Here is a 13,761-nt window from a genome sequence, read left to right on the forward strand (position 1 = left end):
GGCATGAAGGAGACACGCCATGACCACCCTAGACACTTATCCCACGCGCCCTGCCCTGAGGGTCGACCTGCGCAATATCGCGATGCTCGTGACCACGGTTCTGCTGTTGGCGCTCGGCGGCGTCGCCCTGACCGCCCCGGATGCGGGCGTATCCGGCGACTGGCACGGCAACGTCGCGGTGTCGGCACCGCGCTGAAACGAGGGAGGGCCGGCAGCTACGCCGGCCTTTCCCGCCCCGTCACGGCAGATAGACCGGCGTGCGGTCGCCGGCGGTGAAACGGCGCAGGACCGCCGGGTAAAGACGGTGTTCCTGTTCCAGCACGCGGGCGGCCAGCGCCTCGGGCGTGTCGCCGGGATGCACGGGCACGCGCGCCTGGCCGAGGATCGGGCCGTCGTCGAGTTCCAGCGTGACCTCGTGGACGGTACAGCCCGCCTCGGTCTCGCCCGCCGCGATTGCGCGGGCGTGGGTGTCGAGGCCGCGATACTTGGGCAGCAGCGACGGGTGAATGTTTATCATTCGGCCCTGCCAGCGCGAGATGAAACGGTCTGTGAAGATCCGCATGAACCCGGCGAAACATATGATGTCGGGAGCGTGGCGTTCCAGAGTCTCATTGAGCACGGTTTCGAAGGCCGCGCGGTCGCCCTTGAAGGGACGGTGATCGACCACTTCGGTCGCCACGCCCCGTGCCGTCGCCTTTTCAATCCCCGGCGCATCGGCGTTGTTGCACACCGCCACTACGGGGCGCGCGGGATGATCTCCAGTCATGCTATCGATCAGCGCCACCATGTTTGAGCCACCGCCGGAGAACAGGATTGCGACGCGTTTGGTCACGCGAGATTGCCACTATAACGGACGCCCTGACCCTCGGTGACATGGCCGAGGCGGACCACGTTCTCGCCCGTGCCATTCAGCAGGTCCGTGAGCGCGTCGGCGCGGTCCGCCGAGACAGCCAGCACCATGCCCACGCCGCAGTTGAAAGTCTTGAGCATCTCGGTCTCGGCCATGCCGCCCTGCTCCATCAGCCAGCGGAAGACGGGCGGCAGGTCGAAGCTGCCGAGGTCGATGTCGACGCCAAGGTCGTCGGGCAAGACACGCGGGATGTTCTCGGTCAGGCCGCCGCCGGTGATATGCGCCAGGGCGTGGACGCCGCCCGCGCGGACGGCTTCCAACGCTTGCGTCACGTAGAGGCGCGTCGGTGTCAGCAGAGCCGCGCCTAGGGTACCATCAGACCACGGGCAGTCGGCGTCCCAGCCGAGGCCCGACATCTCAACCAGTTTGCGCACCAGCGAATAGCCGTTGGAATGGACCCCATCGGAGGCCAGCCCCAGAAGGACGTCGCCGGAGGTCACGCCCGCCGGCAGGTCGCTGCCGCGCTCCATTGCGCCCACGGCAAAACCGGCAAGGTCGAAATCGCCCTCAGGATACATGCCGGGCATTTCCGCCGTCTCACCGCCGATGAGCGCGGTGCCGGAGCGCACGCAGCCTTCGGCGATGCCTTCGATGATGCGCGCCGCCGTGTCGGTGTCGAGCTTGCCGGTGGCGAAGTAGTCGAGGAAGAAGAGCGGCTCGGCCCCCTGGCAGACAAGATCGTTGACGCACATGGCGACAAGATCGATGCCAACGCCATCCACGTTGCCGGTGTCGATGGCGATGCGCAGCTTGGTGCCCACCCCGTCGGTGGCGGCCACGAGAATGGGATCGGTATAGCCCGCGCCCTTGAGATCGAAGAGCGCGCCGAAGCCGCCAAGGCCCGCCATGACGCCGGCGCGGTTGGTGCGCTTGGCGGCAGGCTTGATCCGGTCGACAAGGGCATTGCCCGCGTCGATATCCACGCCGGCATCGGCATAGGTGATCCCGTTCTTGGCGTCGGTCATGGGCGGTCTCCAAATCTTTGCCACCTGCTAGACCAAGCACACAGTGGGTGCAATATGCGAGGCGCATCGCTTGACAGGTTGCATGGACCCGCGATGATACCAGCAAAAGCAGATTGGGGAACGGGCGGTTTGGACTGGCAGACATTAGGTGCCATCGCGGGTGTGTTGGCTTTCGTCGGATTTCTGTTGCAGTGGCGGGCGACCGCGCAGCGCAACGGACGCGATGACCTAATGGTGGAGATCAAAGCGGCAGGCACACGGCAAAAATTGATCCAGCAACACGACTGCTCCCGCGCAGAGCGGTACGATGCGTTGCTCAACAAATCTTTGTCCTGGGCGGAACGTTTCTATGGACCGCGCTGGAGCTTGAGAAGCTTCGGAATATGTTTGTCTCTGGCGCTCCTGTATCCACTGATCGCGGCGCTTGTCGCGTGGGTCGTATCGGGGCAGACCGATATTGGGACGGTGCCGGTGTTCAAAGAAGTCGAGAGCAAGACACGCCGTTTCATGGCGGCGTGCCTTTTCTTGATCGCTACCGGCGCTGGTGCGGTGATCTTTTATGCAGCAGCCAAGTATTCCGCGCATGCGGGGTTGTGGGCCAGAAAAAAAGTTGAAAACATCACCGGGCGGGCCGGTTTTCTATCGAAGCCGGCCCGCCCGGTGATTGAGTGGGTTGCCTTTGCCGTTACCGTTGCCGTAACCGTTACCGTTGCCGTTGCCGTTGCCTTTGCGGTTACCCTTGCCTTTGCCTTTGCCGGTGCCTTTGCCGGTGCCTTTGCCGTCGACTTTGCCGGTGCCTTTGCCGTTGCCGTTGCCTTTGCCGTTACCGTTGCCGTTGCCGTTGCCGTTGCCGTAACCGTTACCGGTGCCGTTGCCGTTGCCGTTGCCGGGGATTCGGAAACCGCAACGTTGGTCCTGCTTATCTACAGTCTGCTTCCCCTCGCGAATGCCACTGCGGATTGGGCGTCGGTCTCTGTCACGCGCTGGTTCCTGCAGAAAGCGCATGACCACCGCCAGCGCGGCTGGTCGTTGGTGAGTTTCATGTTTCTTGATTTCCTCGCGGGGCTGGTGTGTCTGGCGCTGTTGCTCGGCGGCTTGGTGGCGCTTCTGGAATTATGGAGCGTCTTCGCGGCGCCGCCGCTTGACTGGCGGGCCTATTGGCAGGCGGCACAGAACAATCGCAGCACGGGCATAGCACTTTGGCTGATGTGTTTTACCACGCTGCTGCCCACGCTTGTGCACCTTGCCTGGGCGCTTGCGGTCTGGCTCTTCGATAGTCCCAAGGACACGCGACAGGCGGTGGAGGAGATGCGGTATTGGGACGACACGGCATCTGACGCCGATCAGGCCGCCTTGGCGATGAATGTCGCGCGCCAGATTCAGAACGGTCAAAGAACGGCATTTCTGCGCTTTGCCGGGCTATTGGCGCTCTTGGCCCCAGTGACGCTCTATTTCGAGGTCTGGAGCCTGACGGGACTATCGGAATTTCTAAGTTCCGTATCAGCAGAGCAATGAGCGTCAGAGCCCTTGACGCCCGCCCTGCCCCCGCCTATCCCGAGCAAAGGTCGGGCCTGTAGCTCAATTGGTTAGAGCAGAGCGCTCATAACGCTTTGGTTGGGGGTTCGAGTCCCTCCGGGCCTACCAGTACAACCCCGGTGAGAGGCACCATGCGCAAAACCCTTTCGATTATTGCAGCCCTAGGATTTCTGTCTGCCTGTGCCGACACCACGCCGGTCACGGCGTTCACCTCGGACATCTACGAGGTCTACGGCGTGGAAGAGGGCGACATGCTGAAGCTGCGCGGTGGGCCGGGCCTGGGGTTCGAGACGCGCGTGGGGCTGCCCAACGGCACGCTGGTGCGGGTGCGCGACTGCAACCGTGTCGGCGGCACGCGCTGGTGCGACGTGGCGCTGGACCGGGCGCCGGGGCTGACGGGATATGCGTCGGAGACCTACCTGCGGCCCAAGCGCTGAGCGGCGCGAAAGCGTGATGTCCAAGCCGTTTTCATTTGAAAAGAAGACGTTGCGTCAACTGATCACCGGCTGAAAAACTAAACTGTTGGTTTCACTTTTCGCCTGCGCTATGTGACGGCCTAGCTGCACGTCCATTGTCAGGAGCCTTGTCATGCGCCGCCACACCCTCGCGTTTCTTGCCTGCGTGCTGTCGCTGGTAATGTCCACCGCGGTCCCCGCGCAGGAGGACGGCCAGACCCCGGATGCCGAAACGCCACCCAAACCGGTCAAGCTAATGACGCTGTCGAGCGAGCCCGTCACGGTGACGCGGCAGTTCTTCGGTCAGGTTGCGGCGCGGCAGACTGTCGATCTTGCCTTTCAGGTGCCGGGCAAGCTTGAGATGCTCAACGCCGAGGAAGGCGCGCGCAAGGCTGAAGGCGCCGAGATCGCGCAGTTGGACCTGTCGGGCTACGAACGCGCCGTGGCAGAGGCAGAGGCCAATTTCGACAAGGCGCAGCGCGATGCCGATCGGCTGGAATCGCTGCGTGGACAGGCGGTCAGCGAGGTGCAGGTGCAGGACGCGCAAACTCAGCTGCGGCTGGCCGAGATCGCGCTGAACAGCGCCCGGGAAGACCTGGAGCACGCCACCTTGCGCGCGCCCTTCGACGCGCTGATCGCCAAGCGGCTGGTCGCCAATTTCCAGACGGTTCAAGCCGGCACGCCGGTGGTCCGGCTGCACGACGTTTCGGAAATCCGGGTCGATATCCAGGTGCCGGAAGTTCTGTTCCGGAAAGCCGGGGCCGATGACGACGTCGCGTTCCACGCCGAGCTTCCGGGGGACGGACGCCGCTATGAGCTTGCGCTGCGGGAATTCGAGACCGAGACTTCGGCCACGGGGCAGACCTATACGATCACGCTGGCCTTTATCGAAAATCCCGGCGCCTTCGTTTTTCCGGGTGCGTCGGTCACGGTCTACACCGCCGTCGAAGGGCCAGAGCAGACGGGCGTCATCCTGCCGGAAACCGCGCTGGTCTACGACCCAGAAGGCAATGCCCAGGTCATGGTCTTCGAGGACGGAAAGGTCACGGCACGCGCCGTCAAGATCGAGGTGCACGAGGACAGCCGCATCTATATGACCGAAGGCCCCGCCGACGGCACTCGGATCGTCGAGACCGGCGCCGCGCAACTGCGCGACGGCCAGAGCGCGCGCCCCTTCACCCGCGTCGGGGAGTAAGCCCATGTCCATCGCACGCGCCTCGATCGACAGGTCGCTGATCACGTGGATCCTGATGCTGACCTGCCTCTTGGGCGGGATCTGGGGGTTTGCCACGATCGGCCGTCTGGAAGACCCGGCCTTTACCATCAAGAACGCCATCGTGATCACGCAGTATCCCGGCGCCTCGGCCGAACAGGTGGCACGGGAGGTCAGCGAGCCGATCGAGTCAGAAATCCAGAAGATGGGCGAGATCGACTTCATCACCTCGTCCAACAAGCCGGGGGTCAGCCGGATCTCGGTGAATATCGAGAGCACCTATGACGGCTCGGAACTGCCGGCAATCTGGACCAAACTGCGCAACCGGGTCGAGGACGCCACGCGCAACCTGCCGTCCGAGGCACGGCAACCTATCGTAAACGACAATTTCGGCGACGTCTTCGGCGTGTTCTATGCCTTTACCGCCCCCGGTTTTTCCGATGCGGAAGTGCACGAGATCTCGGAGTACCTGAGGCGCGAGTTGCTGGCGGTGGAGGGCGTGGCCGACGTGGCGCTTGCGGGCCTGCCGTCGGAGGCGATCTACGTCAACGCGCGGACCTCGATCATCACCAACCTGGGCGTCAGCCCCGACGCCATCGCAGGTGCCCTGTCAACCGCCGACACGCGCACGCCCGCCGGCAGTTTCCGGCAGAACGGGCAGGATATCCGTATCCAGGCGCCCGTGGGGTCGGACACGGTGGACGAGATCGCCAACCTGACCATCGGCGTGGGCGGCGACGTGATCGACCTTTTGGACCTAGCGCAGGTCGAGCGGGACCGGGTCGAGAAGCCCACCGAAATAATCCGGTTCCAGGGCAAGGAAGCATTCACGCTGGGGGTCGCCGGCAAGGCTGACCTGAACATCGTGGATGTGGGCAAGCGGGTGGATGCGCGGCTGGCCGAACTGATGCGCGACGTGCCCGCCGGGGTGGAACTGAACCCGATCTACCAGCAACACGTGGTGGTGGACGAGGCCTCGAACGATTTCCTGCTGAACCTGGCGATGTCGGTGACGATCGTCGTGCTGGTGCTGGCGGTCTTCATGGGCTGGCGGTCGGCCGTTGTGGTGGGATCGACATTGCTTCTGACCGTGGTGGGCACGGTGTTCCTGATGGCCATCTTCGGGATCGAGATGGAGCGGATCTCGCTGGGGGCGCTGATCATCGCGATGGGGATGCTGGTGGACAACGCCATCGTGGTGGCCGAGGGGATGCAGGGCGACATGGCAAGCGGCAAATCGGCCCGCGACGCGGCAGAGGACGTGGCCAGCAAGACCCAGACGCCCCTGCTGGGCGCGACGGTGATCGGGATCATGGCCTTTGCGGGCATTGGCCTGAGCCCCGACGCCACGGGCGAGTTCCTGTTCTCGCTTTTCGCGGTGATCGGCATGTCGCTGCTCTTGTCATGGGTGCTGGCGATCACCGCGACGCCGCTTCTGGGGCATTACTTCTTCAAGGTGGGCAGTGGCGACGATCATGACCCCTATGCCGGGCCGCTCTTCCGCGCCTATCGCGCGGTGCTGTCCGGCGCGCTGCGGATGCGCTACCTGGTGATCCTGGCGCTGATCGGGGTGACGGTGGTGTGCTACATGGGTTTCGCACAGGTCAAGCAGCAGTTCTTTCCCGATTCCAACACGCCGCTGTTCTACGTTCATTACAAGCTGCCACAGGGGGCCAGCATCCACCGCGTGTCACAGGACATGGCCGAGGTCGAGGCGTGGCTGGCCGAGCGCGACGACGTGGTGTCGGTGGCCACCTTCATCGGCGGCGGCGCGACGCGGTTCATGCTGACCTACGCGCCCGAGGAGGCACTGCCGACCTATGGCCACCTGATCATCCGCACCGAGACCCTGGAGCAGATCCCGCCGCTGCGGGCGGATGTCGAGGAATTCGGCCGGACCGCCCTGCCCGAGGGCGAGTTCCGCACCGAGCGGCTAGCCTTCGGCCCCGGCGGCGGCGCCCCGATCGAGGCGCGGTTCTCGGGGCCGGACCCCGACGTGCTGCGGCAACTGGCCCAAGAGGCGGAAGAGGTCATGGTCGGTGCGTCAGATAGGCTGGTGGATCTGCGCACCAACTGGCGCGAGCGTGAACTGACGCTGGTGCCGCGCTTCGCCGACGAGCGGGCCAAGGCGGCGGGCGTTGCCCGCGACGACCTGGCGCAGGCGCTTCAGTTCGGGACCGAGGGCGTGCAGGTGGGGTTCTACCGCGAGCAGGACCGGCTGATCCCGATCATCATGCGGGCCGACAGCGCCGGGGGTGAGGGCGCGGAACACCTGGCCGACCTGCCGGTCTATTCCGACGCGGCGCAAGCCTATATCCCGGTGGCACAGATCACCGACGGGTTCGGGTGGGAAGCACAGAACACGTTCCTTGTGCGGCGCGACAGGGTCCCGACGATCTCGGTTCAGGCCGGGGTGCCCGCGGGCGAGAATGCCGCCAGCGTTTTTGGTCAGCTGCGCGGCGCGGTCGAAGCGATGGAGTTGCCCGAGGGCTATGCCCTGGAATGGGGCGGCGAATACGAAAGCTCGACAGAGGCGCAGACGGCATTGGGCAAGCAACTGCCGGTGTCCTTGCTGATCATGGTTCTGATCTCGGTGCTGCTGTTCGGCAAGATCCGCCAGCCGGTGATCATCTGGCTGCTGGTGCCGATGAGCGTGAACGGCGTGGTGATCGGCCTGTTGGGCACCGGTCTGCCGTTTTCGTTCACGGCCCTTCTGGGGCTGCTGAGCCTGTCGGGCATGCTGATCAAGAACGGCATCGTTCTGGTAGAGGAGATCGACATCGTGCGGGCCGAGGGCGTGCCCTTCCGACAGGCAGTGCTGGACGCCTCGACCTCGCGTCTGCGGCCCGTGGTGCTGGCGGCGGCGACGACGATCCTGGGGATGATCCCGCTCTTGTGGGACGCGTTCTTTGCCTCGATGGCGGTGACGATCATGGGCGGGCTGGGGTTCGCCTCGGTGCTGACGCTGGTGGCCGCGCCGGTCTTTTATTTCAGCTTCTTTCCCAAGGAGCGAAAAGCCGACGCCGCTCCCCAAGCCTGACACTCGGCCCCTGCCCCCGGCCCTGATCCTGAACCTGATTCCGGCCCGATGCCTGTCAGCGCCCGATCACCAGGTCGACCTGCAGCCCGCCGAGGCGCTCGCTTTCGCCAAGGCGCAGCGTGCCGCCATGGGCGCGGGCGATATCCATTGCGATGGCCAGGCCCAGCCCGACCCCGGTGCCGAGGTTCTGGTTGCGGGCCTCGTCCAGCCGGGCAAAGGGTTTGAGCGCCTCTTCGCGCTGTGCCTGCGGGATGCCGGGGCCGTCATCCTCGATGCGGATGCGCAAGGCGCGGTCGGTCAGTTGGACCGACACCTCGGCCCTCGTGCCGTAGCGCACGGCGTTGCCGATCAGGTTTTCGAGCGCGCGACGCACTCCGCCGGGGCGCAACGCCACGACTCCCTGTCCTTCGCAGGAGCCAAACCTTACGGGCTTGCCGACCCGTTGAAACTCCTCGACGATCCGGGCGACAAGGGCCTGCGGATCGGTGGGCTCGGGTGTCGTTTCCTGTGCGCCGCGGGCGAAATCGAGGAACTCGTTGATCAGGCGCTCCATGTCGGCCACGTCCTGTTCCATCGGTTCGCGATCCTCGGCGTCAAGCATCGAGAGCGCCAGTTTCAACCGGGTGATGGGCGTGCGCAGATCGTGGCTGACCCCCGAAAGCATAAGCGTGCGCTGTTCGATCTGGCGCTCTATCCGGGCGCGCATGTCGATGAAGGCCGCACCCGCGGCGCGCACCTCGGTCGAGCCGGAGGGCCAGTAATCGATGTGGCGGCCACGACCGAACGCCTGCGCCGCGTTGGCCAGGCGTGTGATCGGGCGCAGCTGATTGCGCAGGTAGAAATAGGCGATCACGGTCATCAGCGCGGCGAAAAAGAACATGTAGACCAATAGCTGGTGGGGGTTGGAGGCCGAGACGCGCCGGCGGTCGAAGGTCAGCCGCAGGCCCTCGTCCTGCATGGCGAAATAGAGATGCACAACCTGGTCGTCGGGCAACTCCAGCGCGTGCAGCATCGGCAGAAGCCGGTTGAACTCGGCAATCACGTAGCCAGCTGTGAAGTCATACCAGCGGCGGCTGTCGTCGGCGGGCAGCGCGTCGAGCGGCATTTCCTCGACGGAGATGCGAAGGTTGCGCGCGAGCCGTGATTGTCCGATCTCGGACGGCCCAAGGCCGGAATCGAGCAGCACCTCGACCTCGCGGCTGGCGGTGCGGGTCATCTGCTTGGTCACACCTTCGAAATGGCGCTGCACGAAGACGATCGAGACGACCAGCATCAGGGTGATGACCGGCAGCAGCAGGATCGCAATGGCGCGACCGTAAAGCGACCGGGGCATATAGGGTTTGAGCCAGCGAAAGGACATGCGCTAAACCTAGCCGCGACGATCAGGATCGAAAAGAGCCAAGCATATGGATGAAGACCGCCCCACACCCGGCATCGCCGAGGAACTGTCCCCGGGCCTACGCCGCGTTCTGGCCGACAACCCGTCGCCAATGACCTACTGGGGGACGAACACCTATCTGGTAGGCACGCGCGACATCGCGGTGATCGACCCCGGGCCCGACGATGCGGCACATCTGGCCGCCATACTGGGGGCGTTGGACACGGGCCAGAGGGTGAGCCATGTGCTGGTCACGCACAGCCACGTCGATCATTCGCCGCTGGCGCATCGGCTGGCACGCGAGACGGGCGCGCAGGTGCATGGCTTCGGGCTGTCACACGCAGGGCGCAGCGCCATCATGACGCAGCTGGCCGCGTCAGGGCTGGAGGATGCCGGCGAAGGCGTGGACGCCGGCTTTGCCCCGGACGTCGCGTTGAGCGATGGCATGGTGATCGAAGCCGAGGGATGGGCGCTGGAGGCACTTTGGACGCCAGGGCATCTTGGCAACCACATGGCCTTTGCCGTGGGCGACACGGTGTTCTGCGGCGACCTGGTGATGGGCTGGGCCAGTTCTCTGGTGGCGCCGCCGGACGGGGACCTGACGGATTTCATGGCCTCCTGCCGCCGGCTGAGGATCCGCGGCGCAAAGGTATTCCATTCGGGCCACGGCGCGCCGATCCAGGACCCGATGGGGCGGCTCGACTGGCTGCTCGCGCACCGCGAGGGGCGCGAGGCGTCGATCCTCGATGCGCTGCGCGACGGCCCGGCAGACGCGCAAAGTCTCGCGCGGCGCGTCTACACCGACACACCCGTCGCGCTCCTTGGCGCGGCCGCAAGGAACGTTCTGGCGCATCTCATTGATCTTCATGGAAGAAACCTGGTTGCCCCGGACGGAAACTTGACCGCGACCTCCCGTTTCGAATTATTGTGAAGGCGGAGAATTTTTTGTCACAATCCCTCTGGACGCCGCCAGAGGAGATTGCTATATCCGCCTCCGGTATTCCGGCGTAGCTCAGCGGTAGAGCAGTTGACTGTTAATCAATTGGTCGTAGGTTCGATCCCTACCGCCGGAGCCATTTTCCTCGACCTATCCCCTTGAAAGCCTTGAGAACAAGGGCTTGCGGTGTCCCTGCGGGCTACATTACGGGATACACCGGGGATACATCCAATCATGGCACTGCTGATGAAGCTACCGAACGTAGTCACCAACAAAGGGAAGTTCGTCTACAGCCGACGCATCCCGATTGACATCAAACACCATTATCCATCTTCCAAGGAGCCATATTTCCGCTGCCGCTTTCGAGTCCAGAACATGAACGCGGAAATGGTCGCGGAGCATTCTGCGCTTGAAGCTGCCTACGCGAGTTTGGTGGGCGATGCCCGTGATGGTGTGCCGGAGGCCTTTGGCGATAGCGGCTTAGAGGCTTACAAGCGAAAGGCATGGGCGAGCCTCGATGATCCCCGAACACTGTCTAACGTCAGCACCTACCGGACAGATTTAGGTGTTTGAGGAACGGAGGATTTCTGGTTCATCGAAGCCATAATGGAGCGAAGATGAACAAGAGATCCGGAACATCCAAGGATGCTGCTGACAAGCTTGTTAGGGGTATCAAGCGTAAGACCCGCAAGCACTACTCGGCGGAGGAGAAGATCCGCATCGTGCTTGCCGGGATGCGGGGCGAAGAAAGCATAGCGGCCCTGTGCCGTCGTGAAGGGATCGCTGAGAGCCTTTATTACAGCTGGTCGAAGGAGTTTCTTGAGGCTGGGAAGAACCGGCTGGCGGGTGACACAGCCCGTCAGGCGACAGCTCCCGAGGTCAAGGAACTGCGCTCTGAGGCAGCCGCGCTGAAAGAAGTGGTCGCGGAGCTGACACTGGAGAACAGGCTGCTCAAAAAAAGCACGTTCGGGGATGGGGAGGACGACGCATGAGATACCCAGCCTCGGAGAAGCTCGAGATCATTCGGACAGTCGAAGCCTCGCATTTGCCGGTCAGGCGGACCCTGACCATGCTCGGCATTCCCAGCAGCACCTATTACCAGTGGTATGCGCGGTGGGCCGATGGCGGCGTTGACGCTTTGCGTGACACGTCCCCGCGGCCTCGGGCGGTGTGGAACCGCATCCCGGACGAGATCCGCGACGCCTTCGTTGAGTTCGCGCTGGATCATGAGGATCTGACGCCACGGGAATTGGCGGTCAAATACACCGATGAGAAACGGTATTTTGTATCTGAGTCCTCGGCATACCGCATTCTCAAGGCCCAGGACCTGATCACGGCTCCGGCCCATGTGGTGATCCGTGCCGCCGATGAGTTCCGGGACAAGACAACTCGGCCCAACGAACTCTGGCAAACCGACTTCACCTATCTCAAGGTCATCGGTTGGGGCTGGTTCTATCTCAGCACGATCCTCGACGATTACAGCCGCTACATCATCGCGTGGAAGCTCTGCACGACAATGAAGGCCGTGGATGTGACGGACACGCTGGATCTGGCGCTGGAGGCCTCGGGCTGTGCTCATGCGACAGTCGTTCACAAGCCCCGGCTGCTCAGCGACAACGGCTCGTCCTACGTTGCGGCCGACCTGGCCGACTACCTCGATACCAAAGGTATGGATCACGTCCGCGGAGCGCCGCACCACCCACAGACCCAGGGCAAGATCGAACGCTGGCACCAGACCATGAAGAACCGGGTTCTGCTGGAGAACTACTATCTGCCGGGGGATCTTGAACGCCAGATCGGCGACTTCGTCGGATACTACAACACTCGGCGATACCACGAGAGCTTGGATAACCTGACGCCGGCTGACGTCTACCACGGTCGGGGTCGGACGATCCTGAAAATGAGAGAGGAGATCAAGAAACAGACAATCCGAAAGCGCCGGTTGCAGCACAAAGCCGCGGTCGCCTAAACTCAAACAGAAACCGAACCAGAGCCTCCGTTACCAAAACAAACGACTTGTCCGAAAAACTCTGAAGACGGACACCCGAACTGAGTCGAGGTCGATGCGGATGGTATCAGTCACTTCGGTTTTCCTTCTTGGGAAGAGAAAAGCCCCCGCCGGGGTGACCGACAGGGGCGCAATTGAGTTCGTCGAGCCATGCAAGATGCATGGTCTATAGGGTGCATGGTTAGGTGGCTTTCAGTTCAACCTCGCGGACATCTCAAGGGGTGTCGTTCGATTGCCCGTGAAGTCATCTTCATCGCCGTCATCGTCGTTGAAGTAGCCCCCTTCGTTGATGTCGGGTTCCATCCATCCGGTGTCCCTATCATCTTCTTCATCACCACCCCCGAGGTAGTCCATCACGAACGCCAACTGGCGTGCGCCTAGAGCTTCCTGAATGGCATCGCCGATGATCTCGTAGTCTCGTGTTCGGGCATCGCTGAGGGCCGTCCTGAGGGCCTGTGAGATGGAGGTGATGATCGCTTGTCGTGCGGCATCAGAGGGAGGCTCAAACTCGCTTTTAACGGGGAACCTGCGGTCTACCAGCCAGTTGCCGTCAGGGCATTCTCCTGCCTCGGCGAACTTGCGCAGTTGCTGCCTCATGTTGGCGATGGTGCGCTCTGCCACCCCTGAGGCCCCCGCCAAACGGGGCTTCGAGATGCCGTTCCGATATGTCCGCACCAACATCCATGCCGCGTTAAGGCGCTCCTGCATGGTCAATGGCAGGGTGTCCTTGGAGTTTGCCATGAGCGCGGCCAAGTGGGCCTCTATTCGGTTTCCCGTCAGAAGCACCGCAGGGATGCCTCTTCCTTCGATCTTCCCGGCGGATTGCTCTGCCCTATAGGCTGCCAGCCGATAGTGCCCATCGAGAAGAACCAAGCGACCCGTTTGGTTGTCCTTGGCGTCTGTCTCCTGCCAGACCAGCACAGGGTCCAGCCTACCAGTGTTCCGAAGGGTCTTCCTGAGGGCGGCCAGAAGGGTGCCACTATTGGAGCCTGAACGGTGCCTGAAGGTGCTGTCTGTGGTGATCTTGTTGCGGTCGATATTCGTGAGAGTTCTGTTCAGCATGTCATTAGTCCTTGTTGCATGCGGGGATGTCTGCGGGTGATGATGTGACAATCTGTGAAAAGCGTTGGTCGCGCTCCTCCGAAGGCATGCGCCAAAAAAGAACCCACCCCGGCAACCCGAAGGGTCACCGAGGAGGGAACCATGAAGTCAACATCACTTGTTCTGAGAGAAGACATCCGTCGTCGCATAGCCAGGGTCGGCAGTGCCCGTTAGAACCACCGGGAGTGACCGCTCAGGGTGTCTTATCTCTCGTATGG

At 63.1% G+C, this 13,761-nt stretch carries 12 protein-coding genes and 2 tRNA genes; 10 read left to right on the plus strand and 4 right to left on the minus strand.

Translation table 11 applies throughout. The annotated features are described in order from the left end of the window. Positions 1–19 precede the first annotated feature (19 nt). On the plus strand, positions 20–196 hold the full coding sequence (locus FIU86_RS22555) for a hypothetical protein (protein ID WP_172977483.1): 177 nt from the start codon (positions 20–22) through the stop codon (positions 194–196). A 42-nt stretch (positions 197–238) separates the two neighbouring features. Here the strand turns inward: FIU86_RS22555 and purN are convergent, their stop codons facing one another. Together purN and purM are read right to left on the minus strand one after the other, a co-directional pair. Beyond that, positions 239–832: a phosphoribosylglycinamide formyltransferase gene (purN, locus tag FIU86_RS09920; protein WP_152474940.1), complete on the minus strand. Its 594-nt coding sequence runs from the start codon at positions 830–832 to the stop codon at positions 239–241. Beyond that, complete coding sequence (purM, locus tag FIU86_RS09925) at positions 829–1,875, minus strand: phosphoribosylformylglycinamidine cyclo-ligase (RefSeq protein WP_152474941.1); 1,047 nt, start codon at positions 1,873–1,875, stop codon at positions 829–831. The genes purN and purM overlap by 4 nt, the downstream gene beginning before the upstream one ends. A gap of 93 nt (positions 1,876–1,968) precedes the next feature. Between purM and FIU86_RS22560 the strand changes: the two genes are divergently transcribed. The 5 genes from FIU86_RS22560 (at position 1,969) to FIU86_RS09950 (ending at position 8,119) form a co-directional block, all read left to right on the plus strand. Beyond that, on the plus strand, positions 1,969–3,390 hold the full coding sequence (locus tag FIU86_RS22560) for a hypothetical protein (RefSeq protein WP_172977484.1): 1,422 nt from the start codon (positions 1,969–1,971) through the stop codon (positions 3,388–3,390). A 52-nt stretch (positions 3,391–3,442) separates the two neighbouring features. Next, positions 3,443–3,519, plus strand: a tRNA-Ile gene (locus FIU86_RS09935). A gap of 23 nt (positions 3,520–3,542) precedes the next feature. Next, positions 3,543–3,848 carry an SH3 domain-containing protein gene (locus FIU86_RS09940; protein ID WP_152474942.1) on the plus strand — a complete coding sequence of 102 codons (306 nt, stop codon included), beginning with the start codon at positions 3,543–3,545 and terminating at the stop codon, positions 3,846–3,848. Between the two features lie 151 nt (positions 3,849–3,999). Beyond that, complete coding sequence (locus tag FIU86_RS09945) at positions 4,000–5,061, plus strand: efflux RND transporter periplasmic adaptor subunit (RefSeq protein ID WP_152474943.1); 1,062 nt, start codon at positions 4,000–4,002, stop codon at positions 5,059–5,061. Between the two features lie 4 nt (positions 5,062–5,065). Next, entirely contained in the window at positions 5,066–8,119 is a 3,054-nt protein-coding gene (locus FIU86_RS09950; RefSeq protein WP_152474944.1) for an efflux RND transporter permease subunit, read from the plus strand. A gap of 55 nt (positions 8,120–8,174) precedes the next feature. Here FIU86_RS09950 and FIU86_RS09955 read toward each other — a convergent pair whose 3' ends face one another. Further along, positions 8,175–9,479, minus strand: coding sequence for an ATP-binding protein (locus tag FIU86_RS09955; RefSeq protein ID WP_152474945.1), 1,305 nt, complete (start codon positions 9,477–9,479; stop codon positions 8,175–8,177). 46 nt (positions 9,480–9,525) lie between these two features. Here FIU86_RS09955 and FIU86_RS09960 point away from each other — a divergent pair, with 46 nt between their 5' ends. The 4 genes from FIU86_RS09960 (at position 9,526) to FIU86_RS09975 (ending at position 12,403) form a co-directional block, all read left to right on the plus strand. Continuing rightward, a complete protein-coding gene (locus FIU86_RS09960; RefSeq protein ID WP_152474946.1) occupies positions 9,526–10,428 on the plus strand; it encodes an MBL fold metallo-hydrolase in 903 nt (300 codons plus the stop codon). A 70-nt stretch (positions 10,429–10,498) separates the two neighbouring features. After that, positions 10,499–10,573 (plus strand) — tRNA-Asn (locus tag FIU86_RS09965). A 95-nt stretch (positions 10,574–10,668) separates the two neighbouring features. Continuing rightward, positions 10,669–11,007 (plus strand): hypothetical protein, encoded by a 339-nt coding sequence (locus FIU86_RS09970; RefSeq protein ID WP_152474947.1) that lies wholly within the window; start codon positions 10,669–10,671, stop codon positions 11,005–11,007. Positions 11,008–11,051: 44 nt separating this feature from the next. Beyond that, positions 11,052–12,403 (plus strand): IS3 family transposase gene (locus FIU86_RS09975; RefSeq protein ID WP_152473331.1). Its coding sequence is split into 2 segments (ribosomal slippage): positions 11,052–11,388 and positions 11,388–12,403, totalling 1,353 coding nucleotides; the frame shifts between segments, so codons are not numbered across the junction. A gap of 231 nt (positions 12,404–12,634) precedes the next feature. Here the strand turns inward: FIU86_RS09975 and FIU86_RS09980 are convergent. Further along, positions 12,635–13,504, minus strand: a complete 870-nt coding sequence (locus FIU86_RS09980) for a hypothetical protein (protein ID WP_152474948.1) — start codon at positions 13,502–13,504, stop codon at positions 12,635–12,637. Positions 13,505–13,761 lie beyond the last annotated feature (257 nt).

This window comes from Roseovarius sp. THAF9 (genome assembly GCF_009363715.1).
In the GTDB taxonomy this organism is placed as follows: Bacteria; Pseudomonadota; Alphaproteobacteria; order Rhodobacterales; family Rhodobacteraceae; genus Roseovarius.